Below are 21,419 nucleotides of genomic sequence, written 5' to 3'. Positions count from 1 at the left end.
TGCTGGCCGGTGGCGCCGGCGGCGCTACCTTTCGTTTGGTGCGCTCCTCACGACGGCAGCCATCGGTGCTGCGCGAAACCGGCCGCGCGCTCGCCTCGACGAGCGGGCCGCTCGTGCTGGCCGTGTCGGGCGGGTGTGATTCCATGGTGCTGCTTCACGCCGTCATGGCCACCGACCGAAGCCGGGTAGCCGCCGTGGCGACGTTCGATCACGGCACGGGGCCGGCTGCGCGAGACGCGGTGGCGCTGGTGCGGGCCGAATGCGCGGCGCTCCACGTGGCCGTCGTGGACGGCGGGGGAACGGCGGGTCGACGGACGGAGTCGGCGTGGCGCGAAGCGCGATGGTCGTTCCTTCGCCGGGTGGCCCGAGAACATGCCGCTCGGGTGGCGACGGCCCATACGCGCGACGATCATATCGAAACGGTGTTGATGCGCGTGCTGCGGGGAAGCGGGGCCCGCGGATTGGCGGGCCTCCATGCCGAAAGCGCAGTCTTGAGGCCCTTTCTGGCGCTGGATCGCGGCACGATCCGTGCGTTTGCGAGTAGCGCGCGGGTGCGGTTCATGGACGACCCGACCAACGAGTCGCGCAGGTTTCTGCGGAACCGGGTCCGGCTCGATCTGCTGCCGGCGCTGCGGCGGGTGCGCCCTCACATCGACGAGGCGCTGCTGGAGTGGGCGGCTGCCTCCGCGTCGGTACGCCGCGAGTTGGACGCGGTGGCGCGCGATGTTTCAGTGGTTTCGGAAGACGGACGTCTGGCCGTTGCGGTGTCCGGGGTGGCCGGGTATCGTCGGGAATCACTCGGCGCGCTGTGGCCGGCTTTGGCGGCGCGGGTGGGAGTGGCACTCGACCGAAGGGGAACCGAACGGCTCGCAGCGTTTACTATTAGTGGCAGAGTCGGTGGGCGCGTGCAGGTGTCCGGCGGGTGGGAACTTCACCGCGGACGCGACCGGTTCGAGTTGCGGCGGTCGGCGCGCGATCGCGCGGAGGAGTTGTCGCTGGAAGGCAGCACGGAGGTGCGGTTCGGGGCGTGGCGGTTCGCGCCTGGGGCCGAGCGTGTCAGCGATCCCTGGACGGCGACGCTGTCGGCGGACGCGGTGAGTGTGGTGAGGCCGTGGCGTCCGGGAGACCGGATGGTGACCGCGGGCAGTACGCGAACCCGGCGGGTGAAGCGGTTCTTGAGCGACGCCCGGATTTCGGGGCCGCGCCGGTCGCAGTGGCCCGTGGTGGAGTCGAACGGAGAGGTGGTGTGGATTCCTGGGGTACGCCGCGGGAGTGCGGCAACCGCCCGGCCCGGCAGGTCGGAAGTGTCCTACGTGTGTGAGTTTGACGACCGTGGCTGATCCGCGCCTGATGGGCCGGACCGTCAAGCGCATCGTGTATTCGGAGGCGGAGATCGCCGCCCGGGTGCATGAGCTTGGCGAGGAGATCACGGCCGCCTATCCCGAGGGTGAGCTCCTCGTGCTCGGTCTGCTCAAAGGAAGCTTTATATTCCTTAGTGATCTGGTCCGGCAGATCCGGCGATCGCTGCAGGTGGATTTTCTCGTGGCGGCGAGCTACGGGGACGGCACCGTGTCGAGCGGCATGGTGCGCCTGCTTTACGATCCCGAGACGACGCTGGAGGGGAAGCACATTCTGTTGGTGGAGGACATCGTGGACACTGGACGCACGCTGAACCGCCTCATGAGCCTGCTCAAGGAGCGGAACCCGCGGTCGCTGGCGATCTGCGCGCTGCTCCACAAGCACATCGCCGAAGAACTGCGGGACCCCACGCGGTTCGTCGGCTTCGACGCGCCGAACGAATTCCTCGTGGGGTACGGCTTGGATCACGCGGAAAACTTCCGGCACATCCCGTACATCGCGAGTCTGCAGTAGATGCCAACGCAAACGCCTCAGAACAAACAGCCGAAGCCCGGCAACAACTGGGGTCGTCTTTCCAAGACGATCTCGTTCTGGATTTTGGTCATCCTCATCCCCGTGGCGCTGCTGCAGCTGTCGGGCGGGCGGAGCGACCAGGCCCCCTCCATCTCGTACACGCAGTACAACAACGAGTTGTCGCGCGACAACATCAAGGACATCACGATCACCGGCGGCAAGACCGGCACCGGCGATTTCAATCAGCCGGTGACCGTGAACGGGCAACAGGCAAGCAAGTTCACCGTGCGCTATCCGGTGGAGAATTCGGAAGCGGAGGTGACCAAGCTCAACGCCAAGAACGTCAACATCAAGGCGGAGGACGAGCGGCCGTCGATCTTCCAGATCATCATGACGGTTGCGCCGTGGCTGTTGTTCATCGGGATCTACATCTTCTTCTTCCGCCAGATGCAGGCGGGGGGCAACAAGGCGTTCTCGTTCGGCAAGTCGAAGGCCAAGCTGCTCACCGGCGACACGCCCAAGGTGACGTTTGCCGACGTGGCGGGGGCGGACGAAGCCAAGGAGGAGCTGCAGGAGATCATCGAGTTCCTGCGCGATCCGCAAAAGTTCACACGTTTGGGCGGGCGCCTGCCCAAGGGCGCGCTGCTCGTGGGCCCTCCGGGCACGGGCAAGACGCTGCTCGCGCGCGCGGTGGCCGGCGAGGCCGCCCGGCCGTTCTTCTCGATGTCGGGCTCCGACTTCGTGGAGATGTTCGTGGGCGTGGGCGCGTCCCGGGTGCGTGACCTATTCGAACAGGGAAAGGCTCATGCTCCCTGCATCATCTTCATCGACGAGATCGACGCCGTGGGGCGGCATCGCGGCGCCGGCCTGGGCGGCGGACACGACGAGCGGGAGCAGACGCTCAACCAGCTCCTGGTCGAGATGGACGGCTTCGAGTCGAACGACGGCGTGATCCTCATTGCGGCCACGAACCGACCCGACGTGCTCGACCCCGCGCTGCTGCGCCCGGGTCGGTTCGACCGCCAGATCGTGGTGGACGCGCCCGACCTCAGAGGGCGCGAGGGCATTCTCAAAGTGCACATGCGCAACAAGCCGATGGCGCCGGATGTCAGTGTGACGACGCTGGCTCGCGGGACGCCTGGCATGGCGGGGGCCGATCTGGCCAATCTCGTGAACGAGGCGGCGCTGCTCGCGGTGCGCCGCGGGCACGATAAGATCTTCATGGCCGACTTCGAGGAAGCCAAGGACAAGGTCATGCTCGGCGCCGAGCGCAAGAGCATGGTGATGAAGGAGGATGAGCGCCGTCTCACCGCGTACCACGAAGCGGGGCACGCTATCTGCGGCATCAAGACCACGGGCAACGATCCGCTGCACAAGGTGACGATCGTACCACGCGGGCGCGCGCTCGGATTGGCGTTCACGCTCCCCGAAGACGACCGCGTGTCCATCACCCGCCAGCAGATCGAAGCGGGGCTGGTGATGGCGTTCGGCGGGCGGGCGGCCGAGGAACTGATCTTTGGCCACGAGCGTGTGACGACGGGGGCGGCCAGCGACATCCAGCGAGCGACGTCCATCTCGCGCCGGTACGTGACCCAGTGGGGACTCTCCGACGCGATCGGACCGATTCTCGTGGGCGACAACGAGCACGACCTGTTCCTGGGCCGCGAGATCCAGCGGCACCGCGAGGTGTCCGAGCAGACGGCCCAACTCGTGGACGCCGAGGTGAAGCGCGTGATCAACCGCGCCTACGAGCGGGCCAAGGAGACGCTGCAGGAGAACGTGGACCTGCTGCACTTGGTGGCGGGCGCGCTGCTCGAGCGCGAGACGCTGACCCGCGAAGACATCGCGGTGCTGATGCGCGGCGAGAAGCTTCCTCCGCTGTCGCCGCCTCCGATGCTGGTCCCGCCGCCGATTCCGCCGGCTGCCGCCGAGGCGCGGCCCATGAATCCTCCGCTCCTGGGAGGGCCGGAACCGTCTCCGGCGTGAGCGCCGCGGCGGCGCCCGTGTGGGGCGTGCGCGGCGGCGTGTTGTCGCTCGACCGGCCGCGCCTATTGGGCATCGTGAATGTTACCCCCGACAGCTTCAGCGACGGGGGTAACTTTTTTTCGCGCGATGCCGCGTGTTCGCACGCCGAGCGCCTGGCGGCCGAAGGCGCCGATGTGATCGACGTGGGCGGGGAGAGCACGCGGCCACAGGGAGCCGAGCCGGTGTCGGTGGCGGCCGAGTTGGACCGCGTGCTCCCCGTGATCCGCGAGGTCGTACGGCGGCTTCCCGGCGTGCTGGTGTCGGTGGACACGGTCAAGGCGGCGGTGGCCGATGCGGCGCTGAGCGAGGGCGCACACATCGTGAACGACGTGTCGGGCGGGCGGCTGGACCCCCGGATGGCCGCGGTGTGCGCCCGGCACGGGGCCGGGTTCGTGATCATGCATTCCCGCGGCACGGTGCGCGATATGGCGACGTACGCGCACGCCGAGTACGATGATGTGGTGGAGGATGTGTTGGGCGAACTTCAACAGCGCGTCGTGGCCGCACGTGCGGCCGGCGTGGAACGGGAGCGGATCGTGCTCGATCCGGGCGTGGGTTTTTCCAAGCGAACGGAGCAGTCGCTCGCCATGCTGGCGGGAATTCCGCGGCTGTGCGCGGCGGGCTACCCGCTGCTCGTGGGGGCGTCGCGCAAGCGATTCGTGGGCGAGATCTCGGGCGAGCCGCAGGCGACGAACCGCGTGGCCGGTACGGTAGGGGCGCACGTGGCGGCGCTGATGCTGGGCGCGCGACTGTTCCGCGTCCACGACGTGCGGCCAGCACGCCAGTCGCTGGACGTGGCGTGGGCGGTGGTACGGGCCGGGACAGGGGCGGGGGCGGATCCCACGTGAGCGTCGTCGAGAACTTCCGATTGTTCCACGCGGGATGGCGCGACGTGATCGAGATCCTGATCGTCGCGGCGGTGGTGTATCGGGTGCTGGTGCTGTTCCAGCGCACGCGGGGCGTCCAGATCCTGTTCGGCGTGCTCCTGCTGTTCGCGGCCTACGCCGTGGCCTGGTTGCTCAAGCTCGGCATGATCGTGGAACTGCTCCAATTATTGTTCTCATATGGAGTGTTCGCGGCTCTGGTCGTATTCCAGCCCGAACTGAGGGCGGCGCTGGCCCACCTGGGGCGCACGCCCATGGCGCGCTTCCTGCCGCGCCTGGAGCTGACCAGCGCGGGCGACGAGATCGCCGAAGCGGTGGAACGGCTGAGCCAGGCGCGCCTGGGAGCGATTATCGCCGTGGAGCGCAAGGTGCCGCTCGACGATTACGTGGCGACCGGTTCCCGGATGAAGGCGCGCGTGTCGGCCGACCTCCTCGTCACCATCTTCACCCCACACTCACCGCTGCACGATGGCGCGGTCGTGATCCGCCGCGACTCGATCATCGGGGCGGCGTGCATCCTGCCGCTCACCCAGCACGCGCTCAACGACCGCTCGCTGGGTACCCGCCACCGCGCGGCCATGGGCATCGCCGACGAAACGGACGCGCTGGTGATCGTCGTGTCGGAAGAGACGGCGCAGATCGCGATGGCCGAGCGCGGGCGGCTGTGGCGCGACGTCACGCCGGCCTCCGTGCGCGACCGCCTGAGCGGTACGGCCGCCGACGACGGGTTCGACGTGGCACTGCCGGAGGCGGCCGTCTGAGCGCGCGGCGCGCGGCCGTCCTGGCCGCGGCCACGCTTCTGGCGGTGTACGTGGCCACGCTCGCGCCCGGCGTGACCTTCTGGGACGCCGGTGAATTCATCGCCGCGTCGCACGCCCTGGGCATCCCGCACCCGCCGGGCACGCCGCTGTTCGTCCTGCTGCTCCACAGCTGGGCGTCGCTGGTCGGCCACGTCGTGCCGTACGCGGTGGCCACCAATCTCGTGTCGGCCCTGAGCACGGCGGGTGCGGCGGGGCTCGCCGCCTGGATCATCGCCAACGGCAGCGCCGCCGTTCCGGCGGGCGCTGCCATGGCCGCGGCGCTGACGGCCGGGGCGATGTCCACGGTCTGGCTCAATGCCACCGAGACTGAGGTGTACGCGGCGTCCCTGCTGCTGGCCATGGTGACGCTGGCGGCGGCGGCGCGGGCTTGCCGCGAACCCGGTGTTCGGTGGCTCGTGCTCACCGCGTACCTGGTGGTGCTCGCCGTTCCGCTCCATCTGAGCGCGCTCGTGGCGACGCCGGCGGCAATCGTGCTCGTGGCGCAGCGCGACGACGGGGTGGATTTCGCGCGCGCGGTCGTGCTGGCGGGCGTCTGGGCGGTGGCGATCGGTGCGGGGCTGGTGAGGGCACCCGTGGTCGTGGCCGGCGTGATCCTGCTCGCGGCTGCCGCCGCGCTACTGGCCCGGCGCGAAGGAGTCCGCCGCGCCGCGGCGGCGACCGCCGCGGTGGTGGGGGTCTGCGCGGTGGCGCTGTCGGCCGTGGCATTCATGCTCGTGCGCGCGCGGCTTGATCCGTTCATCAATCAGGGGAACCCGTCAACGTGGCCGGCGCTGCTCGACGCCGTGGCGCGACGGCAGTATGATGTGGCGCCGCTGTGGCCGCGGCAGGCGCCCGCGTGGCTTCAACTCGCCAACGTTGGGCAGTACGCCGACTGGCAGGTGGGGCTTGGTCTGGGCGCCACGGTGCTGCCGAGCGTGGGGCGGACGTTGGCCACCGTGGCATTTCTGGCCCTCGGCGTGTTCGGCGCCGCGCGCCATCGGCAGGCCGACCGGCGCACGTGGCGTGCGCTGCTCACGCTCTTGGTGTGCGGTACGCTGGGCGTGGCGGCCTATCTGAATCTCAAGGCCGGTCCATCGCTCGGCGCGGGCGTGCTGCCGGCGACGGCGGTTCACGAGGCACGCGAGCGTGACTATTTCTTCTCGCTCGGCTTCTGGGCCTGGGGGCTGTGGGCCGGCTACGGCGCGGTGGCGTTGGCCCGGCGGTTCAGGTTCGGCGCGGCCACGGGCGTGGCCCTTGCCTCGGTGCCGATCGTTCTGAACTGGAGTGCGGTGACGCGGCGGCACGAGCCGGAGGCTTCGCTGCCGGCGCGCTGGGCCACCGGGATTCTCCACGCGACGCCACCGAATGGGGTGCTGCTCGCCGCGGGCGACAACGACACATACCCACTCTGGTACGCGCAGGAGGTGTTGGGCATTCGGCGCGACGTGCGGCTGGTGACGCTGCCGTTGATGCCGGCGGGCTGGTATCGCGCTGAGCTGCGCCGCCGCGGCCGACTGCTGCCCGCGTTGGCGGTGACCAGTTGGGGTGGCGACGACCTGTCGGAGGCGGCCATCGTCGTGCAACGGGCGGTGGCGCAGGGACGTCCGGTGGCAGTGTCGGTTGCCGTGGCGGCCGCCGACCGGGAGGCGCTGGGCCGGGCGTGGATCGCCAACGGGCTGGTCTTCGTGCTCGACACGGCGGCGGAGCGCGCCGGCGCCTCGGGGATCACCGTGGACACGACGGCTGCTCTGGCGCTGGCGCCGCCGCTCGCGACTGTGGGCGTCGGCGTGCGGCCTTCGACCGATGCTGCAGACGGCTATTTTGACGCGCTGCTGGGCTGTCCGCGCTACGCGGTCGTCCGCGCTCGGGGACGCCCGTCCGAATCCCTTGATTCGCTATGTAACTTCCGGTAAATTCTTGTGTTATGCCATTTTTGGACCTGCCGGAACGGGTGGTGGAAGTGCGGGGACGGATCAGCGCTGCGGTGGCGCGCGGGGGACACGGCCAGACGGTGATGCTGGTGGCCGTGACGAAGACCCACGGGGCCGACGCCGTGGAGGCGGCCGTCGCGGCCGGCGTGCGGGACGTGGGGGAAAATCGGGTGCAGGAAGCGCTGCAGAAGATGGAGGCCGTGCGGGCCGACGCCCGCTGGCATCTGATCGGGCACCTGCAGCGGAACAAGGTGAAGGTGCTGTCGCGGTTCTATCTCACGCATTCGCTCGACCGGCCGGCGCTGGCCGACGCAATCGATGCGCAGGCACGCGACGAGGGGCGCACGTTCGACGTACTGATGCAGGTGAACGTGGCGGGCGAGGAGTCGAAGGGTGGGTACGCGCCGGCCGCGTGGGAGGAAGAAGCCGAACGGTTGCGCGGGTTCGGTGGGTTGCGGGTGCGGGGCGTGATGGCGATGGCGCCGTTGGGCGCCGACGAGGGTTCGCTTCGCGTCGTGTTCGCGGGGGCTCGCCGCGCGCGCGAGGTGCTGCGCGGGGCCGGCCACGAGGCCACGGAGTTGTCGATGGGGATGTCGAACGATTATGAGATCGCGGTGGAGGAGGGCGCCACCTGCGTCCGCCTGGGTACGGTTCTCTTCGGAGCGAGAGCGCATGATTGATGACACGTTTCATCTCACGCCACTCGATGTGCGGCGTTACGATTTCGGTCGGGCGATGCGTGGCTACGACCGCGAGCGCGTGGACCAGTTCCGCGAACAGGTGGCCGAGGAGTTGGAGCGGCTGACGCGGCTCAATCTCGAGCTGGAAGCCAAGGCGAAGGGATTCCACGAGCAACTGCGGGCGTTCCGCGAGCGCGACAAGGCGCTGAACGATGCGCTGGTCTCGGCGCAGCAACTGCGAGGGGAGATCGCCGAGCAGGCCGAACGGGAAGGACATCTCGTGGTCCGGGAGGCGCGGGCCGAGGGCGACCGGCTGCTCGACCAGGCGCGCAACGATCTCCGCCAATTGGAACAGCAGTTGGCGGGGCTCAAGCGCTCGCGGCGTACGCAGGTAGCGCAGTACCGGGCGCTGCTCGAACGACAGCTGGCGGAACTCGACGCCGCCGAGAGCGCTTCTCTCGACGATCCCGCCGCCGCCAACGGCGAGGACGCCTGACGGCCGTTCGCATGCCGACGCTCGCATCCACCGTCGCCGACCGCCCCATGGAAGCGCGGATTGCCGCGGCCGCCGACGCCGTGCGCGCCCGCTTTCCGCGGCGCCCCGACGCGGCGGTGATTCTCGGCACGGGGCTGGGGCACCTGGCCGAGGAGATCGACGTCGAGGCGGTGATTACGTACGCCGACATCCCCGGATTTCCCGAGCCGACCGTCGAGGCCCACGCGGGGCGACTGCTGTGCGGCACGCTGGCGGGCAGGACGGTGGTGGCCATGCAGGGACGGTTCCACCGCTACGAAGGCTATTCGCTGCAACAGGTCACGCTGCCCGTGCGCGTGTTGCACGCGTTGGGCGCGTCGGTGCTCATCGTGTCCAACGCCTGCGGCGGGATGAATCCCGAGTGGGCGCCGGGGGACCTGATGCTGATTGCCGACCACATCAACCTGCTCGGCGACAACCCGCTCATCGGGCCCAACGATGATGCGCTGGGCCCGCGCTTTCCCGATATGTCAGATCCGTACGACCCGGCGCTGCGGGCGATGGCGCGCGAGGTGGCGCGGGCCGAAGGGATGACGCTGCGCGAAGGGGTGTACGTGTCGGTGGCCGGCCCGAATCTCGAGACGCGGGCCGAGTACCGGATGTTGCGCCGCCTGGGGGCCGACGCGGTGGGCATGTCGACGGTGCCGGAGGTGATCGTGGCGGTGCACGAAGGGATGCGAGTCCTGGGCGTGTCGATCATCACCGACGCGTGCATTCCCGAGACGCTCAAACCGACGAGCCTGGCGGACGTGATCGCCGTGGCGCGGGCGGCGGAACCGAAGCTGGGCCGGCTGGTGCACGGCGTGCTGGAGCGCATGTGACCGTCGTCTCGGGCGCGACGCGGTTCGCGACGCTGCCGGCCGACCGGTCGGCCGACGATCTCGAGCGCGAGGTGCTGGCGCGCTGGGAGTCGGAGGACCTGTTCGGGCGCACGCTGGCGGCGGCCGGGGACCGGCCGTCATTCGTGTTCTTTGAAGGGCCGCCGACGGCCAATGGCAAGCCGGGCATCCACCACGTGTTCTCGCGCACGATCAAAGACCTGTTCTGCCGACATCGGGCGATGAAGGGGTTCCGGGTGGAGCGCAAGGCCGGATGGGACACGCACGGCCTCCCGGTGGAGATCGAGGTCGAGAAGCGGCTCGGCATCAGCGGCAAGCAGCAGATCGAAGAACTGGGGGTGGCGGAATTCAACCGCCTGTCCCGCGAGAGTGTGTTCACGTACCGCGCCGACTGGGAGAAGCTGAGCCGCCGCATCGGCTACTGGCTGGACTACGCGCACCCCTACGTCACCTACCACAACGAGTACGTGGAGAGTGTGTGGTGGGCGCTCAAGACGTTGTACGACCGCGGCTACCTGTATCGGGGCCACAAGATCCTGCCGTATTGCCCCCGTTGCGGTACCGCGCTGTCGAGCCACGAGGTGGCGCAAGGATACGAGGACGTGGAGGACCCGAGTGTGTACGTGGCGCTCGACCTGGTCACGCCGGAGGCGAACACCGGTGCCGGCCGCCGCATCCTCGTCTGGACCACCACGCCGTGGACGCTGGTCTCGAACACCGCGCTCGCGGTGCATCCCGATCTGGGCTACGTCGAGTTGGTGCGCAAGACGGGCGCGGACGCGCGCACCGTGATCCTCGCCGAGTCGCGGGTGAAGGCCGTGCTGGGTGAGGACTTCGCCTCACGCTGGGAGCTGGTGCGCCTACTGCGCGGCGCCGAACTGGCGGGCATGCGCTACCGCCGGCCTTTCGACTGGGTGTCCTACGGCCCGGGAGAGCACGAGATCATCGTGGGCGAGGAGTTCGTGTCGGCCGAAGACGGCACCGGTGTGGTGCACATGTCGCCGGCGTTCGGCGCGGACGACTACGCCGCGGGGCAGCGGCACGGACTGGCGTTCCTTCAGCCGGTGGACGCGCGGGGCGAGTTCCCCAGCGACTTGCCGCTCGTGGGTGGCATGTTCGTCAAGGCCGCCGACCCGCTGCTCATCGAGGAGTTGAAGCGCCGCGGCGTGCTGTGGAAGGCCGGCAAGACCACGCACTCGTATCCGCACTGCTGGCGGTGCGGCACCCCGCTGCTCTACTACGCCCGCACCTCGTGGTTCGTGAAGACCACGGCCTACCGCGACCAGATGCTGGCCCGCAACGCGCGCGTGGATTGGCATCCGCCCGAGGTGGGTGAGGGACGATTCGGGGAATGGCTCAAGAACAACATCGACTGGGCGATCTCGCGTGATCGTTACTGGGGTACGCCGCTGCCGGTGTGGGTGTGCGATGCCGACGAGACCCACGTCGACGTGGTGGGCGGGTTCGCCGATCTGGCGGAGCATGGCGGCGCCGCGCTACCGGCTGACTTCGATCCGCACAAGCCGCACGTGGACGGCTACGCGTGGGGGTGCGCGCGGAGCGGTTGCGCGGGCACGATGCGACGGGTGAGTGAAGTGATCGATACCTGGTTCGACTCGGGCTCGATGTCGTTCGCGCAGTGGGGCTATCCGCACACCGCGGGCAGCCGAGAGCGGCTGGAACACCAGTACCCCGCGGACTTCATCGCCGAAGGGGTGGACCAGACGCGTGGCTGGTTCTACTCGCTGCTCGCGATCGCGACCGGGTTGGGCGACGCACTGCCGAACAACGCCGGCGTGGCCACGCGCCGCGTGGGGGCGGGCGCCGCGCCGTACGGGCACGTGGTGGTCAACGACCTCGTGCTCGATGCCGACGGCCAGAAGATGTCGAAGAGCAAGGGCAACGTGGTGGATCCGTGGGCGGTGATCGCCGAGTATGGCGTGGACGCCGTACGGTTGTTCCTCGTGGCGTCGGCCGATGTGTCGGTGCCGCGCAAGTTCGACGAGCGCGCGATTCGCGAACAGGCGGTCCGATTCCTGCTCACCTTGCGGAACGTGTACAGCGGCATGTTCGCGCAGTACGCGAATTTCGGGTGGGCACCCTCGTCCGCCGATCCGCCGGTGGCGGATCGGGCGCCGCTCGACCGGTGGATGCTGTCGCGGCTGGCCACTGTGGAACAGGACGTGGATGCAGCGCTCGAGCGGTACGACGCCACAGGGGCGGCGCGCCTGCTCATGCGCTTCGTGGACGACGACGTGGCCAACTGGTACGTGCGACTGAGCCGCGGCCGTTTCTACGAAGTGGACGCCGCCGACAATCGGGCGGCGTTCGCGACACTGTACGAAGTGCTGGTGACGACCTGCCGGCTCCTGGCGCCGCTGGCGCCGTTTCTCAGCGATTGGATGCATCGCGAACTGACCGGCGAGTCGGTGCACCTGGCGCCGTACGTGCGCGCCGAAGCGGCGCCCCGTGACCCGGCGCTCGAGCAGGCGATGGCCGCCGTGCGCACCCTGGCCAAGCTGGGCCGCGCGGCGCGCGAGGATGCCGGGGTCAAGGTGCGCTACCCGCTGTCCCGGATGGTGTGCGTGGCGCCCGATGTGCCGGAATCCGAGCTGGCGCCGCTGGTCGAGCTGCTGGCCAACGAACTCAACGTCAAGCGTGTAGACTTCGCGACTACCGGCGACGCGTTGGTGACGCTGGAGGCGAAACCCAACTTCCGCACGCTGGGCAAGAAATTCGGTAAGCAGACCCCGTTGGCCGCGCGGGCGGTCCAGGCGCTGACGGCCCACGCACTGCGCGGGTTTCTGCGCGGCGATCCAGTAACCGTGGACGCGGGTGGGGAGACGCACCAACTCGACGCCGAGGACGTCACGATCGTGCGACGGGCGTCGGGAGCGCTTGTGGTGCAGGAGGAAGCGGGGTTCTTTGCGGCGCTCGACCCGCTCGTGACACCGGAACTCCGGCTCGAAGGACTGGCCCGGGAACTGGTCAGCCGGGTGCAGCGGATGCGAAAGGAGTCGGGTCTTGCGGTGAGCGACCGGATCGTGCTGTATGTCGGCGGCGAACCCGCCGTACGGGAGGCCGTGGAGACCCACGGTGGGTGGATTGGCGGCGAAGTGCTGGCGACGGGTGTCGTCTGGCGCGAAGACGCCGCAATGAATGACCAGGCGACGATGCAGGCCGTGGAGCTCGATGGAGCCACGGCGCGCATCGCCATAAACAAGGCGGAGTAGCATGGCCATCAAAGGCGTGAACAAGGTGAAGGGATTGTCGAAGAAGCAGCAGCAGCACTTCGAGAAGCGGCTGCTCGACGAGCGCCGGCGCGTGCTCAAGGAACTCGGGCAGTACGACGAAGCCTTTGGCGCCACGCCACAATCCGCCGACGGCGGGTTGAGCAGCTATTCGTTCCACATGGCCGACCAGGGCACAGACGCCATGGAGCGCGAGAAGGCATTCCTGTTCGCGAGCCAGGAGGGGCGGTTCCTCTGGCACATCGACGAAGCGCTGCGCCGCCTGTACCGGGCGCCCGAGACCTACGGGCTCTGCCAATCGTGCGGCAACCTGATCGGATTCGATCGGCTGGACGCGCTGCCGCACGCGCGTTACTGCATCGAGTGCAAACAGCGTGAGGAAGATGGCAAGAAATAACGCCGTGTTGTTCTGGCCGGTGCTCGTCGCGGTGACGGCGGCCGACGCGGTCACCAAGGCGATGGCACAGCGCTTCCTGCCGTTGCCTCTGCTGCCGCACGAGGTGCTGGGCAATGCCGTGCGTCTCACCCTGGTGTACAATCCGGGGGCGGCGTTCGGCATCAGCTTCGGGCCCTACTCGCGTTGGATCTTCATGGCGCTGATCGTCGCCGCGCTGGCAATCCTGTCCCGGCTGTACGCCACCACCCGTCCGGGCAACGTGCCGCGTACCCTGGCGCTCGCCCTCGTGTGCGGTGGCGCGGTCGGCAATCTCGTCGATCGCCTCCGTTCGGGAATGGGCGTCGTGGACTTCATCGACGTCGGACTTCGCAACGCCCGCTGGCCGACGTTCAACGTGGCCGACATGGCGGTCACGGTCGGCGCGGTGCTACTCGCCATCGTCCTGTGGGCCGAGGACCGTCGCGCGGCCGCGGCGGCGGCTCCGTCCCCGTCCCCGGCGATCGGCGAGCATCCCGCTGGCGAACCCTCCTGACCGGCCCTCGATGACACGCGCCCAGTCCAACGGCCGCCTGTTCTGGACCGCCGCCGGGTGTATCGTCGTGCTCGACGTGATCACCAAGCTGCTCGCCGTGCGATACCTGACGCCGTTCGTGCCGCACGACGTGCTCGGATCGTACGGCCGCCTCACCCTGGCCTTCAACCGGGGAGCGGCGTTCAGCATGTCGCTCGGCCGCTATTCGCGGCTCGTATTCGGAGGGTTCGCGGCCGGCGCGCTCGTCTGGATCTGGCTCATCCAACGGGAGAGCCGGCCGGGGGAGCGGCTCAAGACCCTGGGACTGGGCCTGGTCTGGGGTGGCGCGGCGGGGAATCTGCTGGACCGTCTGCAATCAGGGCGAGGGGTGGTGGACTTCATCGATCTGGGAGTGGGGACGATTCGATTCTGGACGTTCAACGTCGCGGACTCCGGGGTGACGATCGGCGCCTGCCTCCTCGCCGTGGCGCTCTGGCTGGAGGAGCGCCAGCGGCTGCACTCGCGTGAGTGAGCGGGCGCCGCGCCTGGAGCGGTTCGCGGCGCCGGATGACGCACCGCGGCTCGACGTGCTGGTGGCGACGCGCCTCGACCTCTCGCGCAACCACGCGGCCACGCTGATCGCCGAGGGGCGGGTGCTGGTGAACGGCGCCCGTGAGAAGGCCAGCTTCCGGGCCGGACCGGGAATGATGGTGGAAGTGAGCGTGCCGCCGCCGCCGGCCCGTGAGGTGATCGCCGAGTCGATCCCGCTGTCGGTGGCGTACGAGGACGACGACGTGCTCGTGATCGACAAGCCGGCGGGCATGGTCGTGCACCCCGCGCCCGGCAACTGGAGCGGCACGCTGGTGAACGCGCTCAAAGGACGCGGCGGCGCACTGACCGAGGGCGGGGGCGAAACCGAGGACCGCGCGGGCATCGTGCACCGGTTGGACAAGGAGACCTCGGGGCTGCTGCTCGTGGCCAAGACCGATCGGGCGCACCGCATGCTGGGGGCCGCGCTGGCGCGCCGGGAGATCGTGCGTCGATACGCCGTGCTCTGCTGGGGGCACCTGGCGGGCGACGAAGTGACGGTGGACCGTCCGCTGGGCCGCGACCCGCGGGACCGGAAACGAATGGCGGTCGTTGCCACGGGGCGCGCCGCCAAGACGGTCTTCCACCGCCTGGCGCGATTCAGCGCCGTCGACCTGCTGCGAGCGCATCTGTCCACGGGCCGCACCCACCAGATTCGCGTACACCTGGCGTCGATCGGGCACCCCGTGGTGGGCGACGACACCTACGGCGGTGGCGGCGCCCGGCGTCTGGTCTCGCTCCCGCCGAAGCGACATTTTCTGCATGCCGCCTGGTTGGTCTTCCGGCACCCGGTCACCGGGGAGCGGATCGAACTCCATTCGGCGCTGCCCGCCGACTTGCGCGCGGCGCTCGCCGCCGTGGCCGGCGAAGACGTTGCGTTCGGCGATGCCGATCCCTTGGATTACTTTGGCTTCTACCGGGTCGATGGCTGAGTCTCAGGAGTTGCGGGCGCTGCTTTTTCGCGTCGGATCGACGGTATACGGCTGTGATATCGCCGCGGTGCGCGAGATCGTCCCGTTCCGGCCGGCCACCCGACTGCCGGGCGCCCAGCCGTACGTCAACGGCCTGGTGAACGTGCGGGGAACCATCATCACGGTGGTGGATCTCGGGGTGAGGCTGGCGGCCGCTGCCGCGGCGACGGCGGACGGGTCGATGATCATCGTCGAGATCAACGGGCGGCGGCTGGGACTGGTGGTGGGCGACGTGATGGACGTGACCCCGCTGCAAGTGGATCCGGTGCCGGATGAACGGGCCGACGAGGTGGTGCGGGGGCTGGGACATCTGGACGGGACAGTCGTCATTGTACTTGATGTGGCGGCGCTCATAGGTCAGGTGCTGCTGTAAACTTCCGTAGTAGGGTGGGAGGGCAAGACCGAGACCCTCGCTCGCCGGATTCCTCTCTGCTCCCTTCCAACCTCCTACCGCCAGGGCGTCGGCCAGACCAACGAGCGCAGCGGCGCTCGCGGGCAGTCAGTCCACAACGGGAGCGACATGAGCCACACGGTGTTGATTTGTGACGACGCGATCTTCATGCGGACGATGGTAGGGGACATCCTCCAGTCGGCCGGATTCGAGATCGTGGGTGAGGCGGAGACCGGCATTCAGGCCGTGGAGAAGTACAAGCAGCTGCGTCCGGATCTGGTCACGATGGACATCGTGATGCCGGACATGGGGGGCATCGACGCGGTGCGGGAAATCGCCAAGTTCGATCCGCAGGCGAAGATCCTCATGTGCAGCGCCATGGGGCAGCAAGCCCTCGTGGTGGAAGCGATCCAGGCAGGGGCCAAGGACTTTGTCGTGAAGCCCTTCCAGCCAAGCCGCGTGCTCGAAGCTGTCCAGCGCGTGCTGGGATAATCGGCGCGTTGGATACTTCTGATTACGCCGAGCTTTTCCTCACCGAGAGCCGGGAGCACGTCTCGGCGGTGAACCATTGGCTGCTGCAGTTGGAACGCGGGGCCGGCGGTGACGAGCCGGTGACCGCCATCTTCCGCGCCGTGCACACGGTGAAGGGGATGAGCGCCACCATGGGGTACGGCGTCGTGGCGGAGCTGTCGCACGAGATGGAGAGTCTTCTGGACCGGGTACGTCGCAAGACGATGGTCATCACGCCGGAGGTGATGGACGTGCTCTTCCGCGCCGCGGACGTCCTGGAGCAGGCGGTCGAGGCCGCTGTAGCGGGCGACGGCGATGACGTGAGCGCTGCCCCGGTGCTCGAGCGGCTGCGGGCCATGGGGGGTGTGACACCGCGCGCCGAGGCGGCGATCGCGCCGGGGCCGATGGATGAGCAGTTGTGGACGGCGCCGGCGCCCGAGGGGACGGGGCGGGTGGTGCGCGTGCGACTGGTCAAGGACACGCCCCTTCGGGGGGTGCGGGCCTTTCTCATCGTCCAGGCGCTCGGGCGGTTGGGGGAGGTGACCGGGGTATCGCCCGTGCTCGCGTCGCTCCAGGCCAACGAGTTCGACCTCGATTTTGCAGTGCGCCTCCGGACGGATGCATTGCCGGCGGAGATCGCGGGAATGGTGCGGAGCGCGGGGGACGTGGCGTTGGTGCAGGTGGATGAACGGGTGCGGGGAACGCCGCCGGCCGCGACTGCGATTCGTCAGCCTCCGTCCGAGGCCTCGGCGCCGGCCCACGCCGCGCGGCACGTGCGCATTGACCTGCGGCGCCTGGATGCGCTGATGAACCTGATCGGCGAGCTGGTGATCACGCGGGGGCGGCTACAGCAGATCGGGGCCCAGCTGGGCGATCCGTCACTCGACGAGACGCTGGCCCAGGCTTCGCGCCTCATTGGCGACCTGCGCGACGAGATCGTGACCAGCCGCATGGTGCCAGTGTGGCAGGTGTTCGACCGGTTTCCACGATTGGTACGCGACGCGGCGCGCGGACTGGGCAAGCAGATCGACTTCACGATCGAGGGCAAGGACATCGAGCTCGACCGGTCGATGTTGGAGGAGATCGGCGATCCAATCGTCCATCTGCTGCGCAACGCGGTGGACCACGGCATCGAGGGGCCCGAGGGTCGCGAGCGGGCGGGCAAGGCGCGCGAGGGCCGGCTGGTGCTGTCGGCGGCGCGCGACCGCTCCGCGGTGGTGATCAGGGTGACCGACGACGGGCGGGGGATCGATCGGGTCCGCGTGATCGAGAAGGCCAGGGCGGCGGGACTGATGGACGCGGCCAAGCCCGACCTGAGCGATGACGAGTTGGTGCGGCTGGTATCGCGTCCTGGTTTCTCGACGGCGGAGCGGGTGACCGATCTTTCGGGCCGCGGGGTGGGGCTGGACGCGGTGCTGTCCCGCGTCCGGGCGCTCGGCGGGTCGGTGGACGTGAAGACCCAGGCGGGCGTCGGGACGACCGTCACGCTCCGGCTGCCGCTCACGCTCGCCATCCTGCGGGCGCTGCTCACGCGGGTGGACGCGGAGTTGTACGCGGTGCCGATGACCCACGTGTGCGAGACGGTGGAACTGAAGTCCGACCGGCTGCGCACGCTGCGCGGGCGGGAGGTGCTGACGTTGCGCGAGGAGGTGCTGCCGCTGCTGCGGCTACGGGACATCGTGGGGTTGCCGCGGCGCGCGGGGGAGACGCGGGAGCACGTGATCGTGCTCGAGTTGGCCGAGCGTCGGGCGGGGCTGGTGGTGGATGGGCTGGCGGGGCAGGAGGAGATCGTCGTGAAACAATACGATCCGGTGCGGTCGCACATGCAGGCGTTCAGCGGCGCGACGATCCTCGGGGACGGGGCCCCGGCGCTGATTCTCGATGTGAGCAGTCTCTCCTAACGGAGCAGTCATGGAAGATCTTTCGTCCCTCAAGGCGTTGCAGCTCGACGCGCTGCGCGAGGTGGCCAACATCGGCGCCGGACATGCCGCCACCGCACTATCACAGATCGTGGGCGGCACGATCATGATCAGCGTGCCGCGGATCAACATCCAGCGGCTCGAGGACGTGGCGCCGTTGGTGGGCGACCCGGAGGAGCCAGTGGCGGCGGTGCTGCTGCACATCCTCGGGGATCTGTCGGGGCGCACGCTGCTCGTGTTCCCGAAGTCGGCGGCCGTGCAGCTGGCCGAGATGATGCTGCGGCGGCCCGCCGGATCGACCGCGGAGTTGGGCGAACTGGAGCAGTCAGCGATCAAGGAGGCGGGCAACATCCTGAGCAGCGCCTACATGAATGCGCTGAGCGAGTTCATGGGCATGTTGCTGCTACCGTCGCCGCCGGCATTGGCCATCGACATGTCGGCGGCGGTGCTGACGACGGCGTATCTGCAGTTCGGCACCGACCACGACTACGTGTTCTGCGTGGAGAGCGACTTCGTGCTCAAGGACGTCGACCAACGACTGCGGGGGTTCTTCCTGTTGCTGCCCGATCCGGCGTCGCTGCAGGTGATCCTCCGCGCCATTCGCGTGACATGACATGGCGGCCACGAGCCTGGGTTCGGAGCGCGACCACGAGATTCTGAGGTCGTTTGCGCGGCGGATCGACCCGTCGGACGCCGGCGCGCACAACAACCTGGGGGTGTTGTACTTCAACAAAAACTTATACGCCGAGGCGGTCCAGGCGTTCATGCGCGCCCTCGAGATCGACCCGCGCATGCAGGTGGCCCAGCGGAACCTCGAGATCGCGTACTTCAACACCGGCTACTACGATGATCGCGTGCCCGAACTCCGGGACCGGGTGCGCGCGAACCCGACCGATGGCGAAGCGCGGTGGGAGCTGGCGCGCACGTATGCCCTGCTCGGCGAACACCAGCACGCGGTGGACGAGTTCACGGCGCTCCTCCGCTACGCGCCGAACGACGTCGGCGCGATCCTCCAACTCGGGCTTTCGGAGCGGGCGCTGGAGCGTCCGGAGGAGGCGCAGCGGTGGTTGGAGAAGGCGCGTGCGCTCGATCCCTCCAGTTCGCTCGTCCATTTCTACCTGGGTGAGATCGCCTACAACCGCGGGCTCAACGATGATGCCCTCGCGTCGCTCACCCGGGCCATCGAACTGAATCCCGAGAACCACGACGCCCTGTACCTCATGGGGTTCGTGCTCGGCGACATGGGGCGGCAGGACGAGGCGCGCGCCATCACCAAGCGCGCCATCAAGCTCAACCCGACGCTGTCGCGCGCCCAGGCCAACCTGTCCATCGACGAGAACAAGGCGCTCCGCTACGAGCAGATGACGGAGGCGCGCGGCGCGCGCCGGGCGCACCGCATGGAGGTGGCGCGCGAAGGTCAGCTCGCGCACTACAATCTCGGGCTCGCCTTCCGCCAGAAGGGATATTACGCCGAGGCGCTGCGCGAGTACCAACTGGCGCTCGACCGCGGCGAGGATGAGGACCTCGTGTGCCAGGCGATGGCCGAAGTGCACCTGGTGACGCGCGAAGCGGCCACCGCCCTCGCCCTGTACGACCAACTCATCGCCCGCAATCCCGAGAGCCCCAAGCTGTGGAACGAACGGGGGGTGGCCCTGCACCAGGCGGGGCGGGTGGCCGACGCCGAACGGAGCTACCGGCGTGCCATCGACCTGGACGAGGGATACGCGCTGGCGCACAACAACCTCGGTGTGGCGCTCTACCACGCCGGCGACGGCGACGACGCGGTGGCCCAGTTCCGTGCCGCCCTCGACGCGCAGGGCGGACTGGCCAAGGCGCGCCTCAACCTGGCGTTGCTCCTCTACCGTGCCCGCCGCCTGCAGCAGGCCCTGGAAGCCTATCGGCAGGTTCTGTCGGCCGAACCCGAACACCCCGTGGCCTGGAACGGCGTGGGGCTCGTGCTCACCGACCTGCAGCGATTCGAGGATGCGCGCAACGCTTTCGCGCGTGCCGTGCAGGCGCGGCCCGAATACGCCGAAGCGCACTACAACCTGAGCTTCACCCTCTCGAATCTCGGCGATTTCGAAGGGGCCCTGCGCGAGACCAAGCTGGCGTTGGAGATCGAGCCCTACTACGTGGCACAGAAGTTCGATCTGGCGATCGACCTCCAGTACGAGGACCCGGATCTCTCGATCCAGCCCGACCTGGGAGGCGAGCAGCGGATCGATGCGGCGATCGAGGAGTTCGACTTCGATCCCGGCCTGCTCGACGGCGTGTTCACGCAACTCGCGCCGACGCCCGCCCCGTCGGCGCGCGTCGACACGGACCCGTACGGGATGGCGGCGGACTACCTCACGAAGGGGTTCTTCGACCGGGCGCAGATGGAAGCGCGGCGCGCCCTCGCGCACGGCGCCGACCGCACCGTCGGCAACGTGCTGCTGGGCGAGACGTTCGCGCGCCAAGGGCTGTATGGTGAGGCGCTCGAACGTTACCGCGAGGCCCGCCGCCAGGTCCCCGACGACCTGGGGGCGATGCGGGGGGAGGCGCAGGCGCTGCTCAAGCTGGGCCAGCCGGCCGAGGCGCGGCCGATCGTCGAAACCCTCGTGCTCCGCGCTTCCGAGGACATCGACGTGCTCATGCTGGCGGCGGCGGTGCGGGCAGCATCGGGCGACCCGGCGGCGGCGCTGGCCACGCTCGATACCGCGCGCCGCGTCGCGCCCATGCGCGCCGACGTCCACCAACAGATGGGCGACATCGCCCGCCGGCTGGGCGACCGCGAGGGGGCCGTCATGGCCTACCGCCACGCACTGGAGCTCGATCCCGAGTTCGCAGGCGTGCGCTACGAACTGGCCAGGTTGTTCATCGAGAAGCGGCAACTGCGCGAGGCCGAAGCCGAACTCCTCGCGGCGCTCGACGCCGTGCCCACGTACGCCGAGGCGTCGCTCGAACTGGCCACCCTGCGCCGCATGGCGGGACGGGCCGACGAGGCGATGCCCCTGCTCATCGACCTGCTCGAGCGCGATCCGTACCACTTCGATGCCCTGATCTCCCTGGGCGAGACCCTGCTCGTGCTCAATCGCAAGGACGACGCGGTCAAGGCGTTCACGCGCGTCCTTCGCTTCGATCCGGATCACGTCGGCGCGCTGTTTCATCAGGGCGCGCTGCTCGCCGAGCGGCGTTGCTTCCGGGAGGCGATCGAGCGATGGACACGGGTCCTGACGCTGGCACCGTCCGGCGCGTATGCGCGACGGGCGCGGCGCGAAATCCGCTCGGCCACCGACCTCCAACGAATCTTCGCCACCCGCAAGACCGCCTGAC

At 69.0% G+C, this 21,419-nt stretch carries 19 protein-coding genes; all 19 read left to right on the top strand.

Features of this window, described 5'->3' with window-relative positions:
- The first annotated feature begins 38 nt into the window (after window positions 1-38).
- Entirely contained in the window at window positions 39-1,340 is a 1,302-nt protein-coding gene (tilS, locus tag VNF92_03690) for a tRNA lysidine(34) synthetase TilS (protein ID HVA56966.1), read from the top strand.
- Window positions 1,333-1,872, top strand: a complete 540-nt coding sequence (gene hpt, locus VNF92_03685) for a hypoxanthine phosphoribosyltransferase (GenBank protein HVA56965.1) — start codon at window positions 1,333-1,335, stop codon at window positions 1,870-1,872. Before tilS ends, hpt begins: the two co-directional genes overlap by 8 nt.
- Window positions 1,873-3,858, top strand: a complete 1,986-nt coding sequence (ftsH, locus tag VNF92_03680; protein ID HVA56964.1) for an ATP-dependent zinc metalloprotease FtsH — start codon at window positions 1,873-1,875, stop codon at window positions 3,856-3,858.
- Window positions 3,855-4,745, top strand: coding sequence for a dihydropteroate synthase (gene folP, locus VNF92_03675; GenBank protein ID HVA56963.1), 891 nt, complete (start codon window positions 3,855-3,857; stop codon window positions 4,743-4,745). Before ftsH ends, folP begins: the two co-directional genes overlap by 4 nt.
- Window positions 4,742-5,542 (top strand): diadenylate cyclase CdaA, encoded by an 801-nt coding sequence (cdaA, locus tag VNF92_03670; protein HVA56962.1) that lies wholly within the window; start codon window positions 4,742-4,744, stop codon window positions 5,540-5,542. Before folP ends, cdaA begins: the two co-directional genes overlap by 4 nt.
- A gap of 50 nt (window positions 5,543-5,592) precedes the next feature.
- Complete coding sequence (locus tag VNF92_03665) at window positions 5,593-7,494, top strand: DUF2723 domain-containing protein (GenBank protein ID HVA56961.1); 1,902 nt, start codon at window positions 5,593-5,595, stop codon at window positions 7,492-7,494.
- An 11-nt stretch (window positions 7,495-7,505) separates the two neighbouring features.
- Window positions 7,506-8,192, top strand: a complete 687-nt coding sequence (locus tag VNF92_03660; protein HVA56960.1) for a YggS family pyridoxal phosphate-dependent enzyme — start codon at window positions 7,506-7,508, stop codon at window positions 8,190-8,192.
- Entirely contained in the window at window positions 8,185-8,688 is a 504-nt protein-coding gene (locus VNF92_03655; protein HVA56959.1) for a DivIVA domain-containing protein, read from the top strand. The genes VNF92_03660 and VNF92_03655 overlap by 8 nt, the downstream gene beginning before the upstream one ends.
- 11 nt (window positions 8,689-8,699) lie before the next feature.
- Window positions 8,700-9,548 (top strand): purine-nucleoside phosphorylase, encoded by an 849-nt coding sequence (locus VNF92_03650; GenBank protein HVA56958.1) that lies wholly within the window; start codon window positions 8,700-8,702, stop codon window positions 9,546-9,548.
- Window positions 9,545-12,799, top strand: coding sequence for an isoleucine--tRNA ligase (ileS, locus tag VNF92_03645; GenBank protein HVA56957.1), 3,255 nt, complete (start codon window positions 9,545-9,547; stop codon window positions 12,797-12,799). The genes VNF92_03650 and ileS overlap by 4 nt, the downstream gene beginning before the upstream one ends.
- A 1-nt stretch (window position 12,800) precedes the next feature.
- Window positions 12,801-13,214, top strand: a complete 414-nt coding sequence (locus VNF92_03640; GenBank protein ID HVA56956.1) for a TraR/DksA family transcriptional regulator — start codon at window positions 12,801-12,803, stop codon at window positions 13,212-13,214.
- Window positions 13,201-13,746, top strand: coding sequence for a signal peptidase II (lspA, locus tag VNF92_03635; GenBank protein ID HVA56955.1), 546 nt, complete (start codon window positions 13,201-13,203; stop codon window positions 13,744-13,746). Before VNF92_03640 ends, lspA (VNF92_03635) begins: the two co-directional genes overlap by 14 nt.
- 10 nt (window positions 13,747-13,756) lie before the next feature.
- Window positions 13,757-14,257 (top strand): signal peptidase II, encoded by a 501-nt coding sequence (gene lspA, locus VNF92_03630; GenBank protein HVA56954.1) that lies wholly within the window; start codon window positions 13,757-13,759, stop codon window positions 14,255-14,257.
- A complete protein-coding gene (locus VNF92_03625) occupies window positions 14,250-15,245 on the top strand; it encodes an RluA family pseudouridine synthase (GenBank protein HVA56953.1) in 996 nt (331 codons plus the stop codon). The genes lspA (VNF92_03630) and VNF92_03625 overlap by 8 nt, the downstream gene beginning before the upstream one ends.
- On the top strand, window positions 15,238-15,657 hold the full coding sequence (locus tag VNF92_03620; GenBank protein HVA56952.1) for a chemotaxis protein CheW: 420 nt from the start codon (window positions 15,238-15,240) through the stop codon (window positions 15,655-15,657). Before VNF92_03625 ends, VNF92_03620 begins: the two co-directional genes overlap by 8 nt.
- Window positions 15,658-15,804: 147 nt before the next feature.
- Complete coding sequence (locus VNF92_03615; GenBank protein HVA56951.1) at window positions 15,805-16,167, top strand: response regulator; 363 nt, start codon at window positions 15,805-15,807, stop codon at window positions 16,165-16,167.
- Window positions 16,168-16,175: 8 nt separating this feature from the next.
- Window positions 16,176-18,086: a chemotaxis protein CheA gene (locus VNF92_03610; protein ID HVA56950.1), complete on the top strand. Its 1,911-nt coding sequence runs from the start codon at window positions 16,176-16,178 to the stop codon at window positions 18,084-18,086.
- A gap of 10 nt (window positions 18,087-18,096) precedes the next feature.
- On the top strand, window positions 18,097-18,717 hold the full coding sequence (locus tag VNF92_03605; GenBank protein HVA56949.1) for a chemotaxis protein CheC: 621 nt from the start codon (window positions 18,097-18,099) through the stop codon (window positions 18,715-18,717).
- 1 nt (window position 18,718) lies between these two features.
- The gene (locus tag VNF92_03600; protein HVA56948.1) at window positions 18,719-21,418 is read left to right on the top strand and encodes a tetratricopeptide repeat protein; all 2,700 of its coding nucleotides are present in this window, start codon (window positions 18,719-18,721) and stop codon (window positions 21,416-21,418) included.
- Window position 21,419: the final 1 nt, after the last annotated feature.

The sequence above is a fragment of the Gemmatimonadaceae bacterium genome (assembly GCA_035533015.1).
Lineage (GTDB): Bacteria > Gemmatimonadota > Gemmatimonadetes > Gemmatimonadales > Gemmatimonadaceae > JAGWRI01.
The sequence above is the reverse complement of the archived record's forward strand: the minus strand, read 5'-3'. Positions and strand labels throughout refer to the sequence as shown.

Excerpts from the sequence above, each read along its gene's own strand:
- ftsH (HVA56964.1), top strand. The coding sequence starts at position 1,873 with ATGCCAACGCAAACGCCTCAGAACAAACAGCCGAAGCCCGGCAACAAC.
- VNF92_03660 (HVA56960.1), top strand. The coding sequence starts at position 7,506 with ATGCCATTTTTGGACCTGCCGGAACGGGTGGTGGAAGTGCGGGGACGG.
- VNF92_03655 (HVA56959.1), top strand. The coding sequence starts at position 8,185 with ATGATTGATGACACGTTTCATCTCACGCCACTCGATGTGCGGCGTTAC.
- VNF92_03650 (HVA56958.1), top strand. The coding sequence starts at position 8,700 with ATGCCGACGCTCGCATCCACCGTCGCCGACCGCCCCATGGAAGCGCGG.
- VNF92_03640 (HVA56956.1), top strand. The coding sequence starts at position 12,801 with ATGGCCATCAAAGGCGTGAACAAGGTGAAGGGATTGTCGAAGAAGCAG.
- lspA (HVA56955.1), top strand. The coding sequence starts at position 13,201 with ATGGCAAGAAATAACGCCGTGTTGTTCTGGCCGGTGCTCGTCGCGGTG.
- lspA (HVA56954.1), top strand. The coding sequence starts at position 13,757 with ATGACACGCGCCCAGTCCAACGGCCGCCTGTTCTGGACCGCCGCCGGG.
- VNF92_03620 (HVA56952.1), top strand. The coding sequence starts at position 15,238 with ATGGCTGAGTCTCAGGAGTTGCGGGCGCTGCTTTTTCGCGTCGGATCG.
- VNF92_03615 (HVA56951.1), top strand. The coding sequence starts at position 15,805 with ATGAGCCACACGGTGTTGATTTGTGACGACGCGATCTTCATGCGGACG.
- VNF92_03605 (HVA56949.1), top strand. The coding sequence starts at position 18,097 with ATGGAAGATCTTTCGTCCCTCAAGGCGTTGCAGCTCGACGCGCTGCGC.
- VNF92_03600 (HVA56948.1), top strand. The coding sequence starts at position 18,719 with ATGGCGGCCACGAGCCTGGGTTCGGAGCGCGACCACGAGATTCTGAGG.